This window comes from Litchfieldella qijiaojingensis (assembly GCF_014651875.1).
Taxonomy (GTDB): domain Bacteria; phylum Pseudomonadota; class Gammaproteobacteria; order Pseudomonadales; family Halomonadaceae; genus Litchfieldella; species Litchfieldella qijiaojingensis.
The window spans coordinates 27111-49396 of record NZ_BMXS01000007.1 but is presented as its reverse complement, the minus strand read 5'-3'; the positions used below and the strand labels follow the sequence as shown (position 1 = coordinate 49396).

Genomic DNA, 22286 nt, shown 5'->3' with positions numbered 1-22286 from the left:
ATGTCTGCAGTAACTCCCAAGGGCGTCCTGGTCACGCCGGTCTTCAAGAACAACCCGATCGCGCTGCAGGTGCTGGGGATCTGTTCGGCTCTGGCGGTGACCACCAGCATGAGTGTGTCGCTGGTCATGACGCTGGCGGTGATCGCGGTCACGGCATTCTCGAACCTGTTCGTGTCGTTGATCCGGCATCACATGCCGTCGTCGATTCGCATCATCGTGCAGATGACCATCATCGCCTCGCTGGTAATCGTGGTCGACCAGATCCTCAAGGCCTACGCCTACGAGATCTCCAAGCAATTGTCGGTGTTCGTTGGCCTGATCATCACTAACTGCATCGTGCTGGGCCGCGCCGAGGGCTTTGCCACCCAGAACCCTCCGCTGCTGTCCTTCCTTGACGGTATTGGCAACGGCTTGGGCTATGGCTTCATCCTGATGGTGGTGGCCTTCTTCCGCGAGTTGCTCGGCGCCGGCAGCGTATTTGGTTTTACCGTCCTGGCACCGGTGCAGGATGGCGGCTGGTACATGCCCAATGGCTTGCTGCTGCTGCCGCCGTCGGCGTTCTTCATCATCGGCCTGATCATCTGGACGCTGCGTTCGCTGAACCCTGAGCAGGTCGAGGAGAACCAGTTCCAGATGAAAGAGAACACTCAACCCAAGGAGGCCGTGTAAGTCATGGAACATTACCTGAGCCTGTTCGTTGCCTCGGTATTCGTCGAGAACATGGCCTTGGCGTTCTTCCTGGGCATGTGTACCTTCCTGGCGATTTCCAAGAAGATTTCCTCGGCCTTCGGTCTGGGCATCGCAGTTATCGCGGTGCTGGCGATCACCGTGCCGGTCAACAACCTCATCCTCACCTATCTGCTCGAAGAAGGGGCCTTGAGCTGGACCGGGCTGGCCGGCGCCGAGAATATCGATCTGTCGTTCCTGGGCTACCTGAGCTACATCGGCGTGATCGCCGCCATCGTGCAGATCATGGAGATGATCCTCGACAAGTTCGTCCCCGTGCTCTACAACGCGCTGGGTGTGTTCCTGCCGTTGATCACCGTGAACTGTGCGATTCTCGGTGCCGTGCTGTTCATGGCTGAGCGCAATTACCAGTTCGGTGAGTCGGTGGTCTATGGCGTGGGTGCCGGGGTCGGCTGGGCGCTGGCCATCACCGCCCTGGCCGGGATCCGTGAGAAGCTCAAGTACAGTGACGTTCCGGCGGGCCTGCAAGGCCTGGGCATCACCTTCATCACCGTGGGGCTGATGTCACTGGGCTTCATGTCCTTCTCCGGTATCCAGCTCTAGGAATGCAACGATAGGAACCCGACATGGTTGATACAACTGTCATCTTGCTCGGCGTCATCATGTTCACCTTCATCGTCATTGCGTTGACGTTGGTGATCCTGGCCGCGCGTAGCAAGCTCGTCAGCAGCGGGGACGTCACCATCGAGATCAATGGTGACCCCGAGAATACCCTGACCACTCAGGCCGGTGGCAAATTGTTGCAGACCCTGGCCGCGAACGGCATCTTCCTGTCCTCCGCCTGTGGCGGCGGGGGCTCCTGCGCCCAGTGCAAGTGCCGGGTGGAAGAGGGAGGGGGCGCCATCCTTCCCACCGAGGAATCGGCGTTCACCCTGCGAGAGAAGAAGGATGGCTGGCGGCTGTCGTGCCAGGTGCCTGTCAAGCAGGACATGAAGATCGAGGTGCCCGAGGAGGTCTTTGGCGTCAAGAAGTGGGAGTGCGAGGTCATTTCCAACCCCAACGTCGCCACCTTCATCAAGGAACTCAACCTGCGCCTGCCCGAGGGCGAGAACGTCGACTTCCGTGCGGGCGGCTACGTGCAGCTGGTGGCGCCGCCGTACAACATCAAGTTCTCCGACTTCGATGTCGAGGAAGAGTATCGCGGGGACTGGGAGAAGTTCGACTTGTTCAAGCTCTCTCACAAGAACGACGAGGAAGTCATTCGCGCCTACTCGATGGCGAACTACCCCGAGGAGAGGGGCATCCTCAAGTTCAACATCCGTATTGCCACGCCGCCTCCCGGCACCAATCACCCACCGGGTGTGATGTCGACCTATGTCTTCAACCTGAAGCCGGGCGACAAGGTCACGGTGATGGGTCCCTTTGGTGAGTTTTTCGCCAAGGATACCGATGCCGAGATGGTGTTCATCGGCGGTGGTGCCGGCATGGCGCCGATGCGCAGCCACATCTTTGACCAGCTCAAGCGGCTCAAGACCGAGCGCAAGATCTCGTTCTGGTACGGCGCGCGCTCCTGGCGCGAGACCTTCTACAACGAGGAGTACGACAAGCTGGCCGAGGAGCATCCCAACTTCGAGTGGCACCTGGCGCTGTCCGATCCGTTGCCCGAGGACAACTGGACCGGCCCGACCGGCTTCATCCACAACGTGCTCTACGATATGTACCTCAAGGACCATCCGGCTCCGGAGGACTGCGAGTATTACATGTGCGGGCCACCCATGATGAATGCCTCCGTGATCAAGATGTTGATCGATCTGGGGGTCGAGCCCGAGAACATCATGCTGGACGATTTCGGCGGCTGATGCCTACCCCGTTGTCATCAGGGCCGGCCCTTAGGGTCGGCCCTGATCGCTTCACATTGCACGGTTCCCCCCGCATGCCGGCTGTCACTGTATCGCCACTATCCGAGGTGGACTGGAAAGACTGACCAAATTCCAAGTGAAACAAAACATTGGCGTTCCCTTCCTGTCGAATAAAGATGAGGGAGCAATAGGGAGAACACTATGACGATCTGGCTGCTGGTACTGGGCTTCATGCTGCTGCTCGTGGCGGCCATGGCTATAGGCGTCATCATGGGCCGCAAGCCCATTGCCGGCTCCTGTGGTGGCCTCAATAACCTCGGGATGAAGGAAGGCTGCGAAATCTGCGGTGGCAAGGACAAAGTCTGCGAAGAAGAAAACCGCAAGCGCGGCAAGGTCAGCGCACGCCGCCGCAGCGACGAGAACCGCGTTGCCGATCTTGGTTACGACGCCACGCGGAGATGATAGTGGCTTTGGATCGCGCAGCGGAGGTGCGCTCCCACCGCTTCGGGGGATGACTCGGGGCTATCGTGGGAGCGCACGGTCCGGCGCTCCGGTTCATTGCGCGATGGAAGTAGCCACCCAAGCCGGCCTGGCGGCCGGATCGCGCAGCGGAGCTGCGCTCCCACCGCTTCGGGGGATGACTCGGGGCTATCGTGGGAGCGCACGGTCCGGCGCTCCGGTTCATTGCGCGATGGAAGTAGCCACCCAAGCCGGCCTGGCGGTCGGATCGCGCAGCGGAGCTGCGCTCCCACCGCTTCCGGGGATGATTCGGGGCTATTGTGGGAGCGCAATTTATTGCGCGATGAAGCTGCGCCCGATCTCAGGCACTAACCATGTTGGAGCGGCTGTAGCCGTGATTGGCGGGGATAAGCACGGCCAATCATCGCAGGTTGGGGAAGCGAAAGAATTCAAAGGGACAAGCGAGGGAGCATCAACGACTCATGGCAGTCCATAATTACGACGTGGTGGTGATTGGAACCGGCCCTGCGGGGGAGAGTGCGGCCATCAATGCCGCCAAGCATGGCAAACGCGTGGCCATCATCGAAAAACAGCAAGCCGTGGGAGGCAACTGTACTCACTGGGGTACCATTCCTTCCAAGGCGCTTCGCCACCAGGTCAAGCAGATCATGCAGTTCAACACCAACCGCATGTTCCGCGATATCGGCGAGCCACGCTGGTTCTCCTTCCCCAAGGTGCTCGAGCGTTCCCGTGTGACCATCGACCAGCAGGTCGAGATGCGCACCAAATTCTATGCCCGCAATCGTATCGACCTGTTCTTCGGCGTGGCACGCTTCAAGGACGAACATACCCTTGTCGTGCGTGACAACCATGAAGGTGTCGAAGAGCTTACTGCCCAAAAGATCGTCATTGCTACTGGTTCGCGACCCTATCGTCCCGCTGATGTCAATTTTCGCCATCCGCGCGTCTACTGTTCCGACACTGTCCTTGGCTTGTCTCACACTCCGCGGAGCCTGATCATCTTCGGTGCCGGGGTGATCGGTAGCGAATACGCATCGATTTTCTCCGGGCTGGGAGTCAAGGTCGATCTCATAGACACCCGTGACCGCCTGCTGTCATTCCTTGACGACGAGATCAGCGACGCACTGTCCTATCACCTGCGCCAGCATGGGGTGCTGATCCGTCACAATGAGGACTACGAGCGCATCGAGGGTGACGAGTCCGGGGTGGTGGTATATCTCAAGTCCGGAAAGCGGCTGCGTGCTGATGCCTTTCTGTGGGCCAACGGTCGCACCGGTAACACAGATAATCTGGGGCTGGAGAATATCGGTCTGGAAGCCAACGGTCGCGGCCAGTTGCAAGTCGATGAACACTATCGCACCGACATCCCGCATATCTATGCCGTGGGAGATGTGATCGGTTGGCCAAGCCTGGCCAGTGCCGCCTACGACCAGGGAAAGAACGCCAGCGACGACTTGCTCGACGAGGAATTCCGCTTCGTCGACGATGTGCCGACCGGCATCTACACCATCCCCGAGATCAGCTCGGTGGGCAAGAACGAACGCGAACTCACCGAGGCCAAGGTGCCCTACGAGGTCGCCCAGGCGTTCTTCAAGGACACTGCCCGCGCCCAGATCACCGGGGATACCGTGGGCATGCTGAAGATCCTCTTCCACCGCGACACCCTGGAGATCCTCGGTATCCACTGCTTTGGTGACCAGGCCTCGGAAATCGTCCACATCGGCCAGGCGATCATGCAGCAGAAGGGTGAAGCCAACACCCTCAAGTACTTCATCAATACCACCTTCAACTACCCGACCATGGCCGAGGCGTACCGGGTGGCGGCGCAGAACGGTCTCAACCGGCTGTTTTGATGGTTTTTCTGTCGGGGCGCCCGTGGGCACGATGAAGAGGCCACCCAAGCCGGCCTGCCGGCCGGATCGCGCAGCGGAGCTGCGCTCCCACCGCTTCAGGGTATGACTCCTCGTGGGAGCGCAATTCATTGCGCGATGGGGCTGTCACGAAGCCATGCAGTCGGCCGGATCGCCGCCACGGCGGCTCCTACACGAAAATGTGCCGCTGTCCTGATTCAGCCCTTAGCCCTTGTACCGATATACCCGCAAACTCGGCAGAAACACCTCATCCTCCAATCGCTCGTCGCTGCGGCGGGCGCGGGTGCGCTTGTCATTGGGAAATGGCGGTGGGGTATTGTGGTCGGGGAGGCGTCCGTCGTCGCTGGGAATGAACAGCGGTAGTGCCACATTCATCGCCCGACGAAGGCGGCCATCAGCGAGCGGTTCGCGAAAGAATAGATTGGCACGCATCAGCGGAGCCTGTTTCTGTACCTGGGCCAAGGGTTCGCCATCGGGTATGCCCGCTAGGCGCTGGAGCTGGATACGGATATGCGGCGCTTCGTGATCCAGTGTCAGCAGCTTCTTTTCGGCGTCGCGCACTGAGAGTTTCTTGATCGAGCGTCCACTGGAATACCAGGCCAGGCGAACGCGAGATAGTGAGGCATCTGCTACCGGCAGGGCACGCCAGCATTGCTTGAGGTGGAGTCTTGCCAACCCCTGTCCGCGGAGATGGGTATGCAGTGCCGGGTGTCGAAAGGGAAGCACGGCCTTGAGTTCGGGAATCAACGCTGCGGCTTCCTGGCGGATACGGGCCAGGATATCGGCGAAATGCGCTTTGGCAGCATTAACGCTAGCGACGTGCTCTAGAAGTGGCTCATCGGCGGCGACCAGCCCCACGTAGCTGCGGGTCGCGCGGCCGTCCTGGCCATCCTGATACCAGAAGTCCAATAGCGCCGCACGCAGCCAGTCGGCGTCGGGGGTTGGGCTGTGCAACGCCCAAGCTGCTCCCGGGGACTCGCGATAGCGCGCTTCCAAGGCCTCGACACGTTCGATGATGTCGTCGAAAGCCGCTTCCAGCTCCGCCAACAGACGGTAGGCCGGCTTCATGACATTGGTCGCTTCACTCTTGTTGTCCACGTTCGGCACGCAGGATCATCTCATCGATGTCGGTCTCGTCCATGGCGGGTTCGCCTGCGATGCGGTGCGATTCGTCGGCCCAAGCGCCCAGGTCCAGCAGCTTGCAGCGTTTGGAACAGAAGGGGCGATAGAGATTCTCCTCGACCCACAGCACCTTGGTATGGCATTGCGGACAGGCGACTTCCAAGGGACGGGACGGCTGTTCTTGATTCATGGCTCTTCGACAGGTTGAAAGCGTACCGACAAGGATGCCCAATTACGCTTCCCCACACAACGCCCGATACTGACGATCCAGTTCGGCGACTTGTCGTTGCAGGGCGTCGAGGTCGCCGCTGTTGTCGAGGACATCGTCGGCGCGTGCCAGGCGCTCGCTGCGCGGCATCTGGGCTGCAATGATGGCACGGGCCTGCACCTCACCGACGTCGTCACGGCTGGCGGTACGGGAAATCTGCAGGGTTTCCGGGACATCGATCACTAGCGCCCGGTCCACCAGTTCATGCTGTCCGGACTCGAATAGCAAGGGGGAAACCAGCAGGTGGTAAGGGGCCGTATCGGCCCGCATTCGTTGCAGATGCTCCAGCAGGCGCTGGCGTATGCGAGGGTGTGTCACCAATTCCAGCCAGCGTCGTTCGACGCTATCGCGAAAGACGATGTCGCGCAGGGCACGGCGATCAAGCCGACCTTCCTCGGTGAGCACCCTGTCGCCATAGCGTGAGGCAATCTCGGCCAGTGCCGGCTCGCCAGGCTCGACGACTTCGCGTGCCACGTCATCGGCATCGATCCAAGAAATGCCATGCGTGGCGAAGGTTCGAGCCACCGTCGACTTGCCTGAACCGATGCCACCTGTCACACCGATGGTAAGCCGTTTCGTCATGTCAGAGCATTCCTTGATACCAAGCCATCAGTGGTGTTCCAGCGAGCAGGGCGATCCAGCCGGCCAGGGCCAGAAAAGGGCCGAAAGGCATCGGGGCACCGCGCAGGCGCGGGATGGCAAGTTGTGCGACGATCCCGACCAGAGCCCCGACACCGGCCGACAGCAACAACAGCAGCGGCAAGTGCTGCCAGCCCAGCCACGCCCCGAGCGCGGCCATCAGCTTGAAGTCGCCGTAGCCCATGCCTTCCTTGCCGGTGACCAGCTTGAACAGCCAGTAGAAACTCCACAGCACCACGTAGCCCGCCATGGCGCCAATTACTGCACTCTGCAGCATCAACGGCTGGAACAGCAACTGATACAGCAGCCCGCCCCAGAGTAGCGGCAGGGTGATCGCATCGGGAAGCAACTGGGTGCGAAAGTCGATGACAGCCAGGGCCAGCAACGCCAGGCACGCGGCAATGAGAAACAGCGAGGCGACACTCACGCCATGAATGGCCACCACCGACAGGGTAAGGGCACCACCGGCCAGCTCGATCAGCGGGTACTGGGGGCTGATGCGGGTGCCGCAATGGGCGCAGCGGCCGCGGCGCTTGGCATAGCTCAGCAGGGGGATGTTGTCGTGCCAGGCGATTGCCGCCTGACATCGGGGGCATTGCGAGCGTGGGGAAAGCAGGTTGAAGCGTGGCCGCTCCTCGGCCTCCAGCTCCAGTGCCTCGCGTGCCTCGGCCCGCCAGCCCTGCATCAGCATCACCGGCAGGCGCGTGATCACCACATTCAGAAAGCTGCCCAGGCAAAGCCCCAGCAGGGCCACCAGCGGCCACAGTAGGGCGGGTGGAAGTTCGCTAACGTTTATCAACAGCAGTCCTTGTCTTTCAACCCTGTATGGTCGGGTACATGCAGGGCTATAGGGCCGTGCCCAACTCGAAGATTGGCAAATACATCGACACTACCAGGCCGCCGACCAGTACGCCCAGCACCACGATGATAAAGGGTTCCAGCAGTGAGGTCAGGGCGTCGACCTTATTGTCGACCTCCTCCTCGTAGTAATCGGCCACGCGATTGAGCATGGCGTCCAGTGCCCCGGACTCCTCACCGATGCCGACCATCTGTACCGCCAGGGGCGGGAAGCGTTCGGTCAGGCGCATGGCGAAGTGCAACTGCTGACCGGCGGTAACATCCTCGCGAACCTGGCGGATGGCATGTTCGTAGACCTTGTTGCCGGCGGCGCCCGCTGCGGTGTCCAGTGACTCCACTAACGGCACGCCGGCGCCGAAAGTCGTGGCTAGGGTCCGCGAGTAGCGTGCCACTGCCGATTTGTCGAGGATATCGCCGATCACCGGGACTTTCAGCGACAGAGCGTGCATGCGATAGGCGAAGGTCTCGGAGTACCTGATGCCCTGTCGAGTGATGAGTGCCGTGATTACCAGCAGCCCGATGCCCCATAGCCAGTATCGCTGGGCGAATTCGGAGATGGTGATGGTTATCTGTGTCATGATCGGCAACTCGGCACCAAAGCCGTGAAACAGGTCCTCGAACTGTGGTACCACCTTGATCAGCAGCAATGCCGTGACGCTAATACCGATCGCGATTACCGCGGCGGGGTAATAAAGCGCCTTCTTGACTCGCCCCTTGAGCGATTCAATCTTTTCCTTGTGGCTCGCCACCCTTTCCAGCATACGATCCAACGAGCCCGATTGCTCACCGGCCTCGACCATGTTGGTAAACAAGCGGTCGAAGTGCTGAGGGTGCTTGCGCAGAGCACCGGCGAAACTCGAACCAGCGGCCACCTCGTTCATCAGCTCCTGTACCAAGGCGCTCATGGCAGGCTTCTTGAGACTTTCGGCCACTACCGAAAAGGCCTGCAAGACCGGCACCCCAGCACGAATCATGGTTGCCATCTGTCGGGCGAACAGCATGATGTCGCGGGGCGTGATCTTGCCCATGCCGCCGGTCAGTCCGCTCCGGCGCCGAATCGTCTTGACTACGATATTCTGGTCCGACAATTCGCGCTCAACCTCGGCCTTGTGGCCCGCGACAATCTCGCCGCTGACACGGCGGCCATTGGGTCCCTTGCCTGACCAGCGCCAGCGGTACAGCTTGATCCGCTGAGGCGTCCTGATCTGTTGATGTGCGGTCATGGTCGTTCCCTGCGTCTTTATGACGTCGTCTTATGTCTTTGGTCAATCCTTGGTGACACGGTTGATCTCCTCAAGACTGGTCACCCCCTGCATAACCTTCAGCAATCCACTTCGGCGCAGGTTTGGATGCCCTTCCTGGCGTGCCAGGGCGGCCAGTTCCAGGGCATTGCCCTGGCGCATGATCAACTGACTCATGGCATCGCTGATCGGTACCACGTCGTAGATGCCCACACGCCCTTTGTAGCCGAGGGTGCATTGGCGGCATCCCACCGGTTGGTAAATCGTCGCCTGGTCGATTTCCGCCTCGCTAAAGCCTTCCTCGAGCAGCGTCTCGCGGGGAATGTCAGCACGTTGGCGGCAGTGAGTACACAACTTGCGCGCCAGACGCTGGGCAATGATCAACGACACCGAACTGGCGATATTGAACGGTGCCACGCCCATGTTCTGCAGGCGCGTCAGGGTTTCCGCCGCCGAGTTGGTATGCACGGTGGATAGCACCAAATGGCCGGTCTGCGAGGCCTTGATGGCAATTTCGGCAGTCTCCAGGTCGCGGATCTCACCCACCATCACCACATCCGGATCCTGACGCAGGAAAGCGCGCAGGGCACTGGCGAAATCGAGGCCGATTCTGGGATGTACATTGACCTGGTTGACGCCAGGTATCTTGAGTTCCACCGGATCCTCGGCAGTAGAGATATTGCGTTCCGTGGTGTTGAGAATATTGATCCCGGTGTACAGCGTGACCGTTTTGCCACTGCCAGTGGGGCCGGTGACCAGGATCATGCCCTGCGGCTGGTCCAGCCCTCTCTCGTACATGCGCCGTTGTTCCGCGGTGAAGCCCAGGGCGTCGATACCCATGCGAGCGGAGGCTGGATCAAGAATGCGCAGCACGACTTTCTCGCCATACACGGTTGGTAGCGAGTTGACGCGGAAGTCGATGGAACGGCGCTTCGACAGCCGAAGCTTGATGGCGCCGTCCTGAGGCAGACGGCGTTCCGAGATGTCCAGCCGTGCCATGACCTTCAATCGTGCGGCGATACGAGCCCGCATACCGAATGGCGGGCGCGCTGCTTCCAGCAGGATACCGTCGATACGAAAGCGGACGCGAAAACTGGTTTCGTAGGGCTCGAAATGGATATCCGAGGCGCCACGTCGGATGGCATCGAGCAGGATCTTGTTGACGAAGCGCACTACCGGGGCATCATCACTGCCGGCGGTGATGGCGGTGTCGTTCTCGGGGTCGTATTCGTCGAACTCCAGTTCATCGAGAGCATCGGTGGCGTTTTCCAGACCATCGAGTATGGTGGCGTTGTCGAAGTGGGCGAGATAGTTCTCCAGTGCCGGGCCGAGTTGATCGACTGGGGCCAATACCCCATCCACGGAGAGCCCGGTAGCGAACTGCAGCTCGTCGAGCAAGGCTAGGGTCGACGGGTAGGGCACGGCTACTGTGAGATGATGCTCGTTGCGGTACAGCGGCATCACCGAAAGTTTGCGTAATACCTTTTCCGGGAACTCACTGGCGGGCGGTAAGCCTTCGAACCTGAGCGCGTCCAGGTCGATGATCGGTAAACCGTACTCCCAGGCGGCGGCAAATGCCGCCCGACGCGCGGTGACCAGCCCGTTCTCCACCACGTGCTGCATCAGTGAAACATCTTCTTCTCGCGCCTCTTGTTCGGCGCGGCTTGCCGCGAGCTCGGTAAGCACCCCTTCGGCCACCAATCGTCGCGACAGACCATACAGTCCGGTTCGGTTGGCGGCCACGGCCAGCGACGAGCCAACACCCTTGCCACGCGTTGAGTCGCAGGATGGTGCCTCAGCCTCGCGGGAGCCCACCGGTTGTGGCGTGGCATCTTGCATGACGGCTGTTCCCTGATAATCGGCCTTGCTCGACTCTGATTCTCGTTTCCAGTGCAGCAGGCTTCGTTATTGACTGTATTCTAGTCGTATTGCGTTGCAGTAAGTAGTCCGCCAATACCTGATGGATGTCAGGTTTTCAACGTCTTTTTTTGCTTTTGGTCGTTACTCAAGGGTGATGGAGGTGACTCGGCGCTTGGTAGCACTGTCATGATGTTAAATAATGTGTGCTTTTGTCACATAAAGTCACTGAGCGGGGTAAAAGAGTATCGAAAGTATGACCATGACAAGCCTTGGTGATGAAAGAATTCACCCTGCTGGTGGAGGAAATTCATACGACTCAGGACGGCTCGGCTAGGCGTAAAGTACAAGCCTTGGTAATCTAGCTGTAAGTGGATAGTGACAGGCAGCTTGGTAATGTAACTTCGACACCGCTTCATCCATGATCGGTCGAAATGGCGAAATGTAGAAAAGCACTAGGGAAGCGCTGAATAAATCGACGAGCGGCTTCAAGCACAAGGCGCCCGGAGCGCAGCAACCGGAGCATATGGGGTATATGTGAGGCTTGCGAGCACCGCGTAACGCAGTGATTGAGCTGCGCAGGCATTTATTTAGTGTTTCCCTAGAGTGTGGCAGGCGCAAGACAAGGGATCACCGAAGAGAACGGCTCATGAGAAGGACGAAAGGCATGCAGGGAGCAAGGAAGAGCAATCAGGGCGGTTTCACCCTGATCGAGTTGCTGATCGTGGTGGCGATTATCGGCATTCTCTCGATGATTGCGATTCCGCAGTATTCTAATTATCAGGATCGCGCCTCGGAAGGAGCATGTCGTCAAGAGCTGGCATCGATAAGATCCATTGTGGTTGCAGACGAATTAACGACTGATGCAGAGGTCCAAGGAACTATCGATTCTTGGAAAGCTTGCAATGATACTTCAGTGGGTATCGATGCAAATGGTGATCTTGCTGCCACTTCCAAGCGTGGTGCGGCGGTGACGGTTTCACTGTAGTATCTGCTCCAATACCAGCATGAGTTGCGGTTTTCCTGGTTCGTTCTTGCTTCCGAAACTGGCTAGGTTGCCGAAGTTTTCATCATAATGAAACCCTCCTGCACTGGAGATTTCTACTTGGCGTGCATTGATGACACCGTACATTCCGTCGCTGCCGTGAATGTCGACCATTGAGTAGGGGGCGATCACCTGACCATAAAAGGCGGAAGCCCCGCCGATTCTGACGCCGCCTTGTCCCTTTACCGGGCTCTCGGCATCGTGATGGTTGGATACGAGCGACAAGATCGGCACGGTATTTCCTTCCTCATTCCTCTTGCTGGGTTTTTCGTCTCTTACTGTAATGCTGCTGGTCAGGTTGAATTGGCCGCTGGTCACGATCTGCAGGGTGCTGCCCTCGCTGATGATGAAACTGCCGTCACCGCCGATATCGGTCTTGCCATCGATCACCATGATCATATCCACCGGCTGAGCAGAAGAACCGACGATGAAACGAGCGTTGCCTCCCAAGGAAAAGCTGTCGAATCTGACGACGTGCACTTCCCGTCCATCGATATCCTTGGCTTCGACCGTGATATCGGGACCACCATTGGGGTCATGTAGGCCGTTGGCGGAAAGCACGATATCCCGGCCACTGCCGTTGAGCGAAAAGGCGCCAGAAGATGCAACGCTGGAGAAGACGCCGACTCTCTCGTCAACGTGCAGCGTGTTGCACTCCGCTGCAGTCGGCGCCGAGGGTAAAGGAGCGACCCCAGCTCCTCCGGAGACTTCTTGGCGACTACCGATGACGAAATCGTCCGGATTGGAGTTATTGGGGAAAGCGATCTCGCTGGCAACGGCATCACCCTCGATTTGGGAACCCCAATTGAGTTCGATGCGGCCATTGGATCGTACGTTTCCGTGGGCGGTACCATTGACGATGATATCGCCGCCTACCCGAATGTTGCCGAATACTCGGCCATTCTTCCGTTGCTCCTCGTACCACCAGTTACCGCCACGAATGTCGACATTACCATCGGCCATGATGTCGCCGATGATCGGTGAAGATCCCGTGGCAATCAGGTCGCCGGGAACCTGCACGTTACCAAAGATCGGCGCACTGCCCGATAATGTCACCGGCATCCCTTGCACTTGGCTTGTGATCCGTATCTCGCTGCCATGGCTATTGCCGTTGGCGCTGTAGACTCCTTCGTATGAATCGTAGCTGTCGATGATGCCACTACCGGATAGCGTGAATCCTTCGCACGTCATGACGCCATCGAACGGATGAGAGGTTGACTCGGGGATGGTGAATAGCGCTTTCACCATGCGAATGGCTTGGCGGCCCTCTTGGCCATAATGACCTTTGCTGATCAACCAGAAGGTAGGTGTCTTGGGGGCAATGGCATTGCCGACCTGGGCGGGATGAAAGGCAGACACCTCCCATGTGTATGTCCCTGGAGAACCGTTCAATGAGCCGGCTGACCATGACGCATTGGCGGTATCAAATGTGCTATTGGCTTCTCCGGGAATAGCCGTAACTCCCTGGATCCTGTCATTGATCGTGCTGGTGGCTTCGGATGCGGCGTCGATCAACGCTCCCAACGCGTCTTTTCCAGTTTTTCCGAGGAATGTGAAGTTGAAAACCTCTGGCTGCTGGATGGCTTGGTAGAAAGAGGCTACTCCAGCCTCTGCTTCATTCAGTGCCAGGATGGACTCTCGATAGTTGCCCGCCATGCGCTCATGGGACTGGGAGGACTGAAAGGCAGAGATCGCCAGCAACATGGTGACGATCAGCAGGCCGAGGACGACAGTCAGTGCCGCGCCTTTTTCTCTTTGCTTCTTGACGGGGTGGGGCATCGTGGACCATGTGGGATGTGTCGTTTGGTTGTTTGGTATTGAATTTATATTGCTTGCAGTTGTCTTTTGTACGTTATCGTCTTGTTCCTACCTTTCACTTTGGCCTCATAAAGTGCGTGGTCTGCCTGACTGTACAGTGTATTGAAGGAGGCATCACTATCGCCATGGGTAGTGGCGATGCCAATGCTAACGGTAAGGGCCGGTTGGCCATCGATGGCTTCCAGCGGCAGGGTTGCGATGGTACTTCTTATGCGCTCGCAGAGTTCCATGGCGCCGTTGCGTTCAGTGTTAGGCATCAGCAGGCAGAACTCTTCGCCGCCGATACGCGCGACTGTATCGGTTTGGCGGATCATTTCTTGCAAGGTGTCAGCGAATTGCTTGAGCACGCGGTCACCATTGGGGTGGCCATGTTCATCGTTGATGCGTTTGAAGTGGTCGAAGTCGATTAGTGCAAGGCTAACCGGCTGATGGCTGCGACGGGCCAGGGCGAGTGCCCGCCCGGCGGTATCGAGCAGCGCGCGTCGATTGTTCAGGCCGGTAACTTCATCTGTCGCACTGAGCCGCTCCAGGGCGCGTTTCTGGCCGAAGATCTTGTCCATGGCCAGCAACAGTCCCGCGATGAATAGCAGCAATAGGGCGCCTAGCAGAATAAGGGTCCAGTTGAGCCAGCCCATCAACTGGCGTTGTTGTGCCGCTGCAGCATGCACCAGTTCATGTAGCTCGCTATAGGCGTAAGCGAGACTGTCGTCGAATTCGAGTGCCAGCCATTTCAGTTCCTCGATGCTCTCTTCATCTTCGAGCGACCCGGAGGCCAATGCTTCCAGGCGTGGTAACAGTGCATCGAGATTGTCGAATTCCCGGTGCACATGACGGTAGTCGACCGGGGCGAGTTGGACGTTGCGTATGGCATGACGAGTGCTTTCGAGTCGCGAGGCGATGACCGAAAGTGCCCGTTGAAGCTGCTGCTGATGTAGCGGCTCTGGGTTTTCCTCAAGGCTTTCGATGGCCAGACGGAGCTGCACACCGTCCTGCTGGACACGCACGATATCGCTGGCGAAGGCGAGATAGTCCGCACCGACATGCCTGTGGGCATTGATGGTGAATAGGGTGATGAGGGTAATCATGACCAGCAACACGAGTACGAAGGCGGCAATCAACGTGACTCGCATGCGGGAAAGATGGCGATCTGCCATGGGGCGGTTTAGCGAGCGCGGATTTCAGTGATCGACCAGATCCATTTGGTCATCGGTTCGGTGCCGGCCAATACTGGCTGCTCGTCGGCTGGCACGATCAGCATCAGTGGTCCTTTCTGGCGCAGGGCGATGGGGTCACCCTCGAGCCGGGTCACCAGCAGATAGGCTTTCTCATCGCGCTCTTCGGGCGTCAGGAAAGTCGTGTAATGGTCGGCGGCGATGAAGCGCAATTGATCCGCCCCGTCGAGCCCTTGGGCGGCAAGAAAGTCGTTGAGCCAGACACCGGAAAACTCACCTTCCAGTCCCTCGGGATGCTGGAACTGGATTCGCTGTAGCGGATGCCGCTCGATATCCGACAGCGTCAGATCTCGGTGCTCACCGTCCTGGTTCAGGGTCAGGATCGTCTCGTCTTCACTCGCCAGGGCACTACCCCCGACCAGTAAGAGAGCAAGGGGCAATGACAGCAAGGTGCGAATCGCGACCATGGAAGAGTTCCTTGCAAGGGGCTCATACGATTAATAACGGCTGATGCCTGGAAAGCTTGAGGCTGGAGTGGCCGAGAGGGCGGCCGCTTCAGTAAAGCGCCTGTTCCTCGTCGATTACCTCCTTGAGTACCTCCAGGTAGAGCTTGTCGGCTTCGGAGTGCTCGGCTGGGTCCTCGGAGATGTGCACGCTGGTGGTATCGGAAATCTCGCTGGCTATCTTGGCCATGGCATCCTTCTCGCCGCTGCTCAGGTGCTTTCTGGCAATCTCCAGCGACTGCTCGAGAATTTTTGGATCTTGCAGCAGCTTCTTGATGAAGCCGCGCAATTCATTGATGACACGGGTTTTTTGGATCTCGGAAGCGGACATGGGTGGCTCCTGCTGTGGTTTCGGGCCCGCAAGGGCATGTGCGCGACGATAGCACAGCTGGAAGCGGCTGTGAGAGTGGTGCGAGGCCATGCGTCGGCGGGTAATGGCAAATGTCTTACACCGTGTAGGAAATATCTTACAAGAACTATCAGCAATCGCTTATAAGAATTGACGTTAACGGGATTGGACAAAGTCAACATACCAGTTACTATTACTTACAAAAGGGAACGTAGTAAGACGAAAGAGTGTCCGGCATGCCTTTCCCGGCTGTAGGGATACCTCTGGCATATCGGCTTACCACGATCAAAAAAAGAATATCGCAGGGCATGATGACGCCGTCTTTGGGTGCATCGTGCCGATCGTACGCAAGGGAGAAGTTCACCATGCAATCGTATTATGTCATTCGTCATGCCAAGCGCCAGCGGACGGGGCTTGGTGGGGCCGCGTTGCTGCTGTCTGGCCTGGTGCTGACGCCCATGGCCCAGGCACTGGCTCAGGATGCGGGCGCCAACGAACTGCAGCGAGTCGTACAGCGTGCCGTGGCGAACAACCCGGAAGTCCAGGCTGCCTGGCATGGTTTCAAAGCCGCTGACGACGAAGTCGACGTGGCGCGCGGAGGTTACCTGCCAAGCATCGATCTCAGCGCCGGGGTGGGAATCGAGGATCGACAGGGCGATGGCCGAGGCAGTTTCGATACCGATTTCGCCGAGTTGTCTCTGACCCAGATGATCTACGACGGCTTCGCTACGCGCAGCGAAGTCGAGCGCCTCGACCGTGCAAAACTGGTGCGCTACTACGAATTACTGGGCGCGAGCGAAGAGGTGGCGCTGGAAGTCACGCGTGCCTATCAAGACGTGCGTCGCTTCCGCGACCTGGTCGAACTGGCCAGGGAGAACTACGCCGAGCACCTGCGCGTCTTTCAGCAGATCGAGGAGCGTGTCAGCACGGGAGCAGGTCGCCGCGTCGATCTGGAGCAGATCAGTGGCCGCTTGGCGTTGGCGGAATCCAACCTGCTGACCGAGGCGTCGAATCTGCACGATGTCAGCGCCCGATACCAGCGGCTGGTCGGTGAACTGCCGGCGGAGAACCTGCCGCCAGCACCGCCACTGGACGACCGGCTGCCAACATCGGTGGCCGAGGCCGTCGACATGGCTTATCGGGGTAATCCCAACTTCCATGCTGCCATCGAGAATATCGAGTCGGCACGTGCTGAACGGGCGGGGACTCGTTCAGGCTTCCACCCCCGGCTGGAGTTCCGGGCACGCACCGGCACCAATAATCAGAGCGATATCACCGGGCGCAACGATCGGCATGTCGCTGAACTCGTTGCCAGCATCAATCTCTACCGTGGCGGTAGCGATCTGGCCTCATTCCGCCGCGCGAGCGACCTCCTCGATCAGGCCATGGACCTGCGAGACAAAGAGTGCGTGGATCTGCGTCAGACAACGCAGATCGCTTATAACGACACTCAGCGCCTGCGTGAGCAGATGCGCTACCTGAACGATCACCGCCAGTCCATCGACCGCGTGCGCGGTGCCTATCAGCAGCAGTTCGACATCGGCCAACGCACCTTGCTCGACGTGCTCGATAGCGAGAACGAATATTTCGAGGCTAGTCGTGCCTTCGTCAATGCGCAGTATGATGTGACCATCGCCGAGGCGCGCACCCTAGCGGCCATGGGCAGGTTGATGCCGGTACTAGGTGTGGCCCGCGAGGACATGCCAAGTCTTGCGGAGCTGGGTAGCGACGGTGTCGAGATCGATCCGCAAGCCATTTGCCCGACACAGGCTCCTGCCAGCTTCACCTTGGAGGACCTGGTATCCGATTTGCGCAGCTCTTCAGTCTTGAGCCCTGCTCCTGCCCGTGCTCCGGATGTTACGCTATCTGCCGATGCCCTGTTCGCTACCGGTAGCGCCTGGCTGAACCCGCAGGCGCGGCGCACGCTGGACTCTCTGGCGGCCGATATCCGTGGGCGTGATGACCTGCGCCGGGTGTTCATCGCCGGGCATGCCGACATCACCGGCACCGATGCCATCAACGATCCGCTGTCTGAACAGCGTGCCGCGAACGTGGCTGACTATCTGGCGTCCCAAGGCGTGCGTCGCGACTTGCTCGAGTCACGCGGCTATGGATCGCGCAATCCGGTGGCCAGCAACGCTACCGTTGAAGGGCGCAGCCAAAACCGTCGTGTCGAAGTCACGCTGGAACGGATTAACGAATGACCTGCCGCGGCCGATAGACATAATGACAGGCCACTACCGGCAAGAAGGAAACAGTCGTGACTACCGACGCCAGCTATCTGCACGAGAGACACCTGCGCGATCAGGTGCATGAAGCTGAAAGCGATGAGTTGTTGGAATGCCTGCTGGTCGTCGCTCATGCCCATGATCATGCCGCCAGTGGTGACGCCCTGGTCGCGGGCCTGCCGCTCGAAGAAGGGCGGCTGACGCCGGGGGTGTTCGCGCGTGCCGCGGCGCGCGCCGGACTGACGGCACGACATGTACACAGCCGCCTGGTGCAATTGAATCCAGCGCTGTTCCCGGTGGTGTTGCTGTTGGAACCAGCACGCGCTTGCGTGCTGGTGTCAATGGACGTCAAGGCTCGCCAAGCCCAAGTGATCTTTCCCGAATTGGGTGAAGCGGTGGTCGAGATCGGTTTGGATGAGCTGCAAGGGCGCTTTCGTGGCCAGGCCATCTACGTGCGTCCCAAGTTCCGCTTCGACACCCGAGGGCCGGAGGTCAAGAAGCAGACGGCACGCCATTGGTTCTGGGGCGTGATTCGCGAGAATCGCCGCTTGTATCGCGACGTGCTGGTCGGTTCGGTGATGATCAACCTGTTTGCCGTGGCCATGCCGCTGTTTGTGATGAACGTCTACGATCGAGTAGTGCCCAATCAGGCGACCGAGACCCTGTGGGTACTGGCGGTCGGCATATTCATGGTGCTGTGCCTGGACCTGGTACTGCGCTTGATGCGCAACGCCTTCGTCGACCTTGCGGCCAGCCGGGCCGATGTCAAACTGTCTTCGTCGATCATGGCGCGGGTGTTGGGCATGCGGCTGGAGGCTCGGCCAGCATCCACTGGGTCGTTCGCCTCGACCTTGCAGTCGTTCGAGTCGGTGCGTGCCTTCATCGGTTCGGCGACCGTGGTCGCGCTGGCCGACCTGCCTTTCATGTTGCTGTTCGTTGCCATCATCGCACTGATAGGCTTGCCGCTGGCGGTCCCCCTCGTGGTGGGTATCATCTTCGTGCTGCTCTACGCCCTGGCGGCACAAAGCAAGCTGCACGAGCTTTCGGAGACCACTTGGCGTGTCGGGGCACAACGCAATGCCAGCCTGGTAGAGTCGTTGTCGAACCTGGAAACGGTCAAGGCGCTGCGCGCCGAAGGGCGACTGCAGGGCATGTGGGAAAAGGCCACTGCTTTCCTGTCGCGAACCTCGGCTCAATTGCGCTTGGTCAGTTCCTCGGTGACCAGTGTGGCGCTGTGGGCCCAGCATACTGTCGCGGTCGCGGTGATCGTCGTCGGTGTCTACCTGATCATCGAGGGCGACCTTAGCCAGGGCGGGCTGATTGCCGCCTATCTGCTCTCTTCGCGGGCCATGGCGCCGGTCAGCCAGGCAGCCGCCTTGCTGGCGCAGTATCACCAGTCCTCGACAGCGTTGGAATCGCTCAATGGCGTGATGGACAAGCCGGTGGAGCGCCCCGAAGGCAAGCAGTGGGTCAGTCGCCCGGTGATTCGTGGCGAGATCGAGTTCAACAAGCTGACGCTGTGCTATCCGGACGAAGAACGCGATGCCTTGCGCGACATCTCGCTGAAGATCAAGGCAGGCGAAAAGGTGGCGCTTCTGGGGCGGGTTGGATCGGGTAAATCGACGCTCAACAAGCTGATGCTGGGGCTCTACCAACCGACCAGTGGGGCAGTGATGGTCGATGGTGTCGACATCCGTCAGTTCGACCCGGTCGAGCTGCGACGGCACATCGGTTACGTGCCCCAGGACGTCAGCCTGTTCTTCGGCTCGCTGCGCGACAACGTGGTGGCCGGTGGCGGCAGTGAAGGCGTCGAGGATGAGGCCTTGCTGCGCGCCATGGAGATTGGCGGGCTGCATGATCTTGCCAATACCCATCCGCGCGGCGTCGATTTGCCGGTCGGCGAGCGTGGCGAAATGCTTTCCGGTGGTCAACGTCAAGGGGTGGCCATTGCCCGTGCCGTGGTCCATGACCCGCAGATCCTGCTGCTCGACGAACCCACTAGCGCCATGGATCACACCAGTGAAGAAGTTTTCAAGAAACGCCTGGCCGAATTTGCCCAGGCCAAGACCTTGGTGATCGTGACCCACCGCACCTCGCTGCTCTCGCTGGTCGATCGCATCGTGGTGATCGATGCCGGCAAGGTGGTTGCCGATGGGCCCAAGGACAAGGTGGTCGCCGCGCTCCGCAGCGGGCAGATCGGGAGGGCCGGTTGATGAACCAGCGGGCCAGGATCAAGACCGCCGAACAGCAGGGCTTCGAGGCCATCGGCCGAGTCTCGCGCAAGGGCGGCAAGCCATTCCGACCCTTGATCGATCGGCTGTTTGCGCGGCGGGTCTCCGCGGCGCATCTGGACCGCGACTGGGCCAGCGATGCCGATTGGGCGAGGATGCAACAGGACCCGCTTCGTGCCCGTGGCCTTCTTTATGCACTGTTGCTGGCTGTCATCGCCATGGGGGTATGGTCGTATTTCGCCAAGATCGACGAGGTGACCAAGGGCATGGGGCGGGTCATTCCTTCCTCGCAGACCAAGATCATCCAGTCCTACGATGGCGGGGTAGTCGAGAACATCGAGATCGAAGAAGGGCAGCTCGTTTCACCCGGACAGATACTGATGCGTATCGACCCGACGCGTTATGCCTCCTCCTACCGAGAAGGCGTGGCGCGCTCCCTGGCGCTCAAGGCCAAGGCGGAAAGGCTGAGTGCGTTGACGACCGATCAACCCTTCATACCGTCGCGCGAGGTGATCGACGAATCCCCGCGTTTGGCCGCTCATGAGCGCGAACTCTACGAGACCAGCAAGCAAGAACTCGAGGAGCAGCGGACGATCGCTCGCGAACAACTCATCCAGCGCCGCGAGGAGCTGCGCGAGGCCGAAGCGCGCCGGGATTCCGCTAGCCGCACCCTGAACCTGGCCTCACGTGAACTCGGTTTGACCCGGCCGCTGCTGAAATCCGGTGCGGTATCCGAGGTCGAGGTATTGCGCTTGGAGCGTGACGTCTCCAGTGCCAGGGGCGAACTGAATCAGGCCGCGGCTCAGGTGTCGCGCCTACAGGCTGCGGTGGAAGAGGCCCAGAGCAAGATTCGTGAGGTTGCGCTGGAAATGCAGAACCGATGGCGTAACGAGCTCTCCGAAACGCTGGGTCAACTGGCGGCTCTCGAAGAAAGCAATGTCGGTCTGCAGGACAAGGTCAGTATGGCCGAGATCCGTTCTCCAGTCGCCGGCACCGTGCAGCGCTTACACGTCAATACGTTGGGCGGCGTCGTCCAACCCGGTCAGGAGGTGGTGGAAATCGTGCCCAGCGACGACAAGTTGCTGGTCGAGGCGCGCATCGCTCCGCAGGACATTGCCTTCTTGCGACCCGGTCAGCCGGCCACCGTCAAGCTCACGGCGTATGACTATTCCATCTACGGAGGGTTGGCGGCGGAACTCAATCATATTAGCGCCGACACCATCACCGACGAAGAAGGCAATACCTTTTATCTGGTTCGTGTACGTACGCAGGCAGGAGAGGTCGGCAGCGATCTGGCCGTCATTCCGGGGATGACCGCACAAGTCGATATCATGACGGGCAAGCGCACCGTGATGCAGTTCCTGCTCAAGCCAGTGATGCGAGCCTGGAACGATTCGCTGGGAGAGCGTTGATGACACATTTCTTTGTCAGTCAAGGACATGACAATATTCCGCGCTGGCGTGAGGCCTTCGACAATATGCGTCTATGCAGCGCGCAACAGGCCCGTGCCCAGGCAGGTCATGGCGATCATGTGTGGGTGATGAGCAACCTCGATGGCTGGACGACCCTGACTTCGACACTTAGTGCGCGAGGCGCGACGCTGGTGGTGCTCTCTTATTCTCCGAGCTCGCAGGAAGCTTTCCAGGCACTCAATGCCGGGGCACGTGGTTATGCGCATGCGCTATCCCCCGTGGCATTGTTGCAGCAGATCGTCGTCGTCACCGGAAATCAGGGCATCTGGTTGTGGCCAGAGTTGCTATCCCAAGTGGTAGGCTCGACCTTCAAGGCCCTGAGTGGTGAGAATGCCCTGCGCGAGGACGCGTTGGCGGTACTTACCCAACGCGAAAAAGCCGTGGCGCTGGCCGTGGCTTCAGGCAAGAGCAACAAGGAAGTGGCTCGCGAATTGGATATCACCGATCGGACGGTCAAGGCGCACTTGGGTGCCGTGTTCCGCAAACTCAAGGTGCGCGACCGCATGCAACTGATCCTGTTGCTCACGCAGACCGAGTCGTCGCTGATGGATGCCGAGTAGCCTTTTATTACTATGCCATCGGTACA

At 59.4% G+C, this 22286-nt stretch carries 20 protein-coding genes; 10 read left to right on the top strand and 10 right to left on the bottom strand.

What is annotated here, in order from left to right:
- From IE093_RS08755 to sthA, 5 genes are all read left to right on the top strand, one after another.
- Nucleotides 1–669 carry an NADH:ubiquinone reductase (Na(+)-transporting) subunit D gene (locus IE093_RS08755; RefSeq protein WP_189468239.1) on the top strand — a complete coding sequence of 223 codons (669 nt, stop codon included), beginning with the start codon at nucleotides 1–3 and terminating at the stop codon, nucleotides 667–669.
- 3 nt (nucleotides 670–672) lie between these two features.
- Nucleotides 673–1290 (top strand): NADH:ubiquinone reductase (Na(+)-transporting) subunit E, encoded by a 618-nt coding sequence (gene nqrE, locus IE093_RS08750; protein WP_189468238.1) that lies wholly within the window; start codon nucleotides 673–675, stop codon nucleotides 1288–1290.
- A 23-nt stretch (nucleotides 1291–1313) separates the two neighbouring features.
- Nucleotides 1314–2546, top strand: a complete 1233-nt coding sequence (gene nqrF, locus IE093_RS08745; RefSeq protein ID WP_189468237.1) for an NADH:ubiquinone reductase (Na(+)-transporting) subunit F — start codon at nucleotides 1314–1316, stop codon at nucleotides 2544–2546.
- A gap of 201 nt (nucleotides 2547–2747) precedes the next feature.
- Nucleotides 2748–3008, top strand: coding sequence for a (Na+)-NQR maturation NqrM (gene nqrM, locus IE093_RS08740; protein WP_189468235.1), 261 nt, complete (start codon nucleotides 2748–2750; stop codon nucleotides 3006–3008).
- Nucleotides 3009–3487: 479 nt separating this feature from the next.
- Nucleotides 3488–4879 (top strand): Si-specific NAD(P)(+) transhydrogenase, encoded by a 1392-nt coding sequence (gene sthA, locus IE093_RS08735; RefSeq protein WP_189468232.1) that lies wholly within the window; start codon nucleotides 3488–3490, stop codon nucleotides 4877–4879.
- 222 nt (nucleotides 4880–5101) lie between these two features.
- On the opposite strand, the gene IE093_RS08730 is transcribed toward sthA, so the two are convergent.
- From IE093_RS08730 to pilB, 6 genes are read right to left on the bottom strand one after another with little or no spacing between them, the layout of a single operon-like run.
- Nucleotides 5102–5965: a DNA replication terminus site-binding protein gene (locus IE093_RS08730; protein ID WP_189468450.1), complete on the bottom strand. Its 864-nt coding sequence runs from the start codon at nucleotides 5963–5965 to the stop codon at nucleotides 5102–5104.
- 13 nt (nucleotides 5966–5978) lie between these two features.
- Nucleotides 5979–6209 carry a DNA gyrase inhibitor YacG gene (gene yacG / locus IE093_RS08725; protein ID WP_189468230.1) on the bottom strand — a complete coding sequence of 77 codons (231 nt, stop codon included), beginning with the start codon at nucleotides 6207–6209 and terminating at the stop codon, nucleotides 5979–5981.
- 42 nt (nucleotides 6210–6251) lie between these two features.
- Nucleotides 6252–6869: a dephospho-CoA kinase gene (gene coaE / locus IE093_RS08720; protein ID WP_189468228.1), complete on the bottom strand. Its 618-nt coding sequence runs from the start codon at nucleotides 6867–6869 to the stop codon at nucleotides 6252–6254.
- A gap of 1 nt (nucleotide 6870) precedes the next feature.
- Nucleotides 6871–7725: a prepilin peptidase gene (locus tag IE093_RS08715; RefSeq protein ID WP_308427195.1), complete on the bottom strand. Its 855-nt coding sequence runs from the start codon at nucleotides 7723–7725 to the stop codon at nucleotides 6871–6873.
- 46 nt (nucleotides 7726–7771) lie between these two features.
- Nucleotides 7772–9007, bottom strand: coding sequence for a type II secretion system F family protein (locus IE093_RS08710; protein WP_189468226.1), 1236 nt, complete (start codon nucleotides 9005–9007; stop codon nucleotides 7772–7774).
- 42 nt (nucleotides 9008–9049) lie between these two features.
- Nucleotides 9050–10864 carry a type IV-A pilus assembly ATPase PilB gene (gene pilB, locus IE093_RS08705; protein ID WP_189468225.1) on the bottom strand — a complete coding sequence of 605 codons (1815 nt, stop codon included), beginning with the start codon at nucleotides 10862–10864 and terminating at the stop codon, nucleotides 9050–9052.
- A 667-nt stretch (nucleotides 10865–11531) separates the two neighbouring features.
- Between pilB and IE093_RS22885 the strand changes: the two genes are divergently transcribed.
- Nucleotides 11532–11870, top strand: coding sequence for a type IV pilin protein (locus IE093_RS22885; RefSeq protein ID WP_422730968.1), 339 nt, complete (start codon nucleotides 11532–11534; stop codon nucleotides 11868–11870).
- Here IE093_RS22885 and IE093_RS08695 read toward each other — a convergent pair.
- From IE093_RS08695 to IE093_RS08680, 4 genes are all read right to left on the bottom strand, one after another.
- Nucleotides 11862–13706, bottom strand: coding sequence for a PilX N-terminal domain-containing pilus assembly protein (locus IE093_RS08695; protein WP_189468221.1), 1845 nt, complete (start codon nucleotides 13704–13706; stop codon nucleotides 11862–11864). The genes IE093_RS22885 and IE093_RS08695 overlap by 9 nt on opposite strands.
- A 44-nt stretch (nucleotides 13707–13750) precedes the next feature.
- Entirely contained in the window at nucleotides 13751–14899 is a 1149-nt protein-coding gene (locus IE093_RS08690; protein ID WP_189468219.1) for a GGDEF domain-containing protein, read from the bottom strand.
- 8 nt (nucleotides 14900–14907) lie between these two features.
- A complete protein-coding gene (locus tag IE093_RS08685) occupies nucleotides 14908–15384 on the bottom strand; it encodes a molybdopterin-dependent oxidoreductase (protein ID WP_189468218.1) in 477 nt (158 codons plus the stop codon).
- An 88-nt stretch (nucleotides 15385–15472) separates the two neighbouring features.
- A complete protein-coding gene (locus IE093_RS08680) occupies nucleotides 15473–15751 on the bottom strand; it encodes a hypothetical protein (RefSeq protein WP_189468216.1) in 279 nt (92 codons plus the stop codon).
- 383 nt (nucleotides 15752–16134) lie between these two features.
- On the opposite strand from IE093_RS08680, the gene IE093_RS08675 reads away from it, so the two are divergent.
- From IE093_RS08675 to IE093_RS08660, 4 genes are all read left to right on the top strand, one after another.
- The gene (locus tag IE093_RS08675; RefSeq protein ID WP_189468213.1) at nucleotides 16135–17973 is read left to right on the top strand and encodes a TolC family outer membrane protein; all 1839 of its coding nucleotides are present in this window, start codon (nucleotides 16135–16137) and stop codon (nucleotides 17971–17973) included.
- Between the two features lie 77 nt (nucleotides 17974–18050).
- Nucleotides 18051–20210 (top strand): type I secretion system permease/ATPase, encoded by a 2160-nt coding sequence (locus IE093_RS08670; RefSeq protein WP_422730971.1) that lies wholly within the window; start codon nucleotides 18051–18053, stop codon nucleotides 20208–20210.
- Nucleotides 20210–21640, top strand: coding sequence for an HlyD family type I secretion periplasmic adaptor subunit (locus tag IE093_RS08665; protein WP_189468212.1), 1431 nt, complete (start codon nucleotides 20210–20212; stop codon nucleotides 21638–21640). Before IE093_RS08670 ends, IE093_RS08665 begins: the two co-directional genes overlap by 1 nt.
- Entirely contained in the window at nucleotides 21640–22260 is a 621-nt protein-coding gene (locus tag IE093_RS08660) for a response regulator transcription factor (RefSeq protein ID WP_189468210.1), read from the top strand. The genes IE093_RS08665 and IE093_RS08660 overlap by 1 nt, the downstream gene beginning before the upstream one ends.
- Nucleotides 22261–22286: the final 26 nt, after the last annotated feature.

What these genes read in the sequence shown, in the direction of transcription:
- IE093_RS08755 (WP_189468239.1), top strand. Translation starts at nt 1, where the DNA reads ATGTCTGCAGTAACTCCCAAGGGCGTCCTGGTCACGCCGGTCTTCAAG.
- nqrE (WP_189468238.1), top strand. Translation starts at nt 673, where the DNA reads ATGGAACATTACCTGAGCCTGTTCGTTGCCTCGGTATTCGTCGAGAAC.
- nqrF (WP_189468237.1), top strand. Translation starts at nt 1,314, where the DNA reads ATGGTTGATACAACTGTCATCTTGCTCGGCGTCATCATGTTCACCTTC.
- nqrM (WP_189468235.1), top strand. Translation starts at nt 2,748, where the DNA reads ATGACGATCTGGCTGCTGGTACTGGGCTTCATGCTGCTGCTCGTGGCG.
- sthA (WP_189468232.1), top strand. Translation starts at nt 3,488, where the DNA reads ATGGCAGTCCATAATTACGACGTGGTGGTGATTGGAACCGGCCCTGCG.
- IE093_RS08730 (WP_189468450.1), bottom strand. Translation starts at nt 5,965, where the DNA reads ATGAAGCCGGCCTACCGTCTGTTGGCGGAGCTGGAAGCGGCTTTCGAC.
- yacG (WP_189468230.1), bottom strand. Translation starts at nt 6,209, where the DNA reads ATGAATCAAGAACAGCCGTCCCGTCCCTTGGAAGTCGCCTGTCCGCAA.
- coaE (WP_189468228.1), bottom strand. Translation starts at nt 6,869, where the DNA reads ATGACGAAACGGCTTACCATCGGTGTGACAGGTGGCATCGGTTCAGGC.
- IE093_RS08710 (WP_189468226.1), bottom strand. Translation starts at nt 9,007, where the DNA reads ATGACCGCACATCAACAGATCAGGACGCCTCAGCGGATCAAGCTGTAC.
- pilB (WP_189468225.1), bottom strand. Translation starts at nt 10,864, where the DNA reads ATGCAAGATGCCACGCCACAACCGGTGGGCTCCCGCGAGGCTGAGGCA.
- IE093_RS22885 (WP_422730968.1), top strand. Translation starts at nt 11,532, where the DNA reads ATGAGAAGGACGAAAGGCATGCAGGGAGCAAGGAAGAGCAATCAGGGC.
- IE093_RS08695 (WP_189468221.1), bottom strand. Translation starts at nt 13,706, where the DNA reads ATGCCCCACCCCGTCAAGAAGCAAAGAGAAAAAGGCGCGGCACTGACT.
- IE093_RS08690 (WP_189468219.1), bottom strand. Translation starts at nt 14,899, where the DNA reads ATGGCAGATCGCCATCTTTCCCGCATGCGAGTCACGTTGATTGCCGCC.
- IE093_RS08685 (WP_189468218.1), bottom strand. Translation starts at nt 15,384, where the DNA reads ATGGTCGCGATTCGCACCTTGCTGTCATTGCCCCTTGCTCTCTTACTG.
- IE093_RS08680 (WP_189468216.1), bottom strand. Translation starts at nt 15,751, where the DNA reads ATGTCCGCTTCCGAGATCCAAAAAACCCGTGTCATCAATGAATTGCGC.
- IE093_RS08675 (WP_189468213.1), top strand. Translation starts at nt 16,135, where the DNA reads ATGCAATCGTATTATGTCATTCGTCATGCCAAGCGCCAGCGGACGGGG.
- IE093_RS08665 (WP_189468212.1), top strand. Translation starts at nt 20,210, where the DNA reads ATGAACCAGCGGGCCAGGATCAAGACCGCCGAACAGCAGGGCTTCGAG.
- IE093_RS08660 (WP_189468210.1), top strand. Translation starts at nt 21,640, where the DNA reads ATGACACATTTCTTTGTCAGTCAAGGACATGACAATATTCCGCGCTGG.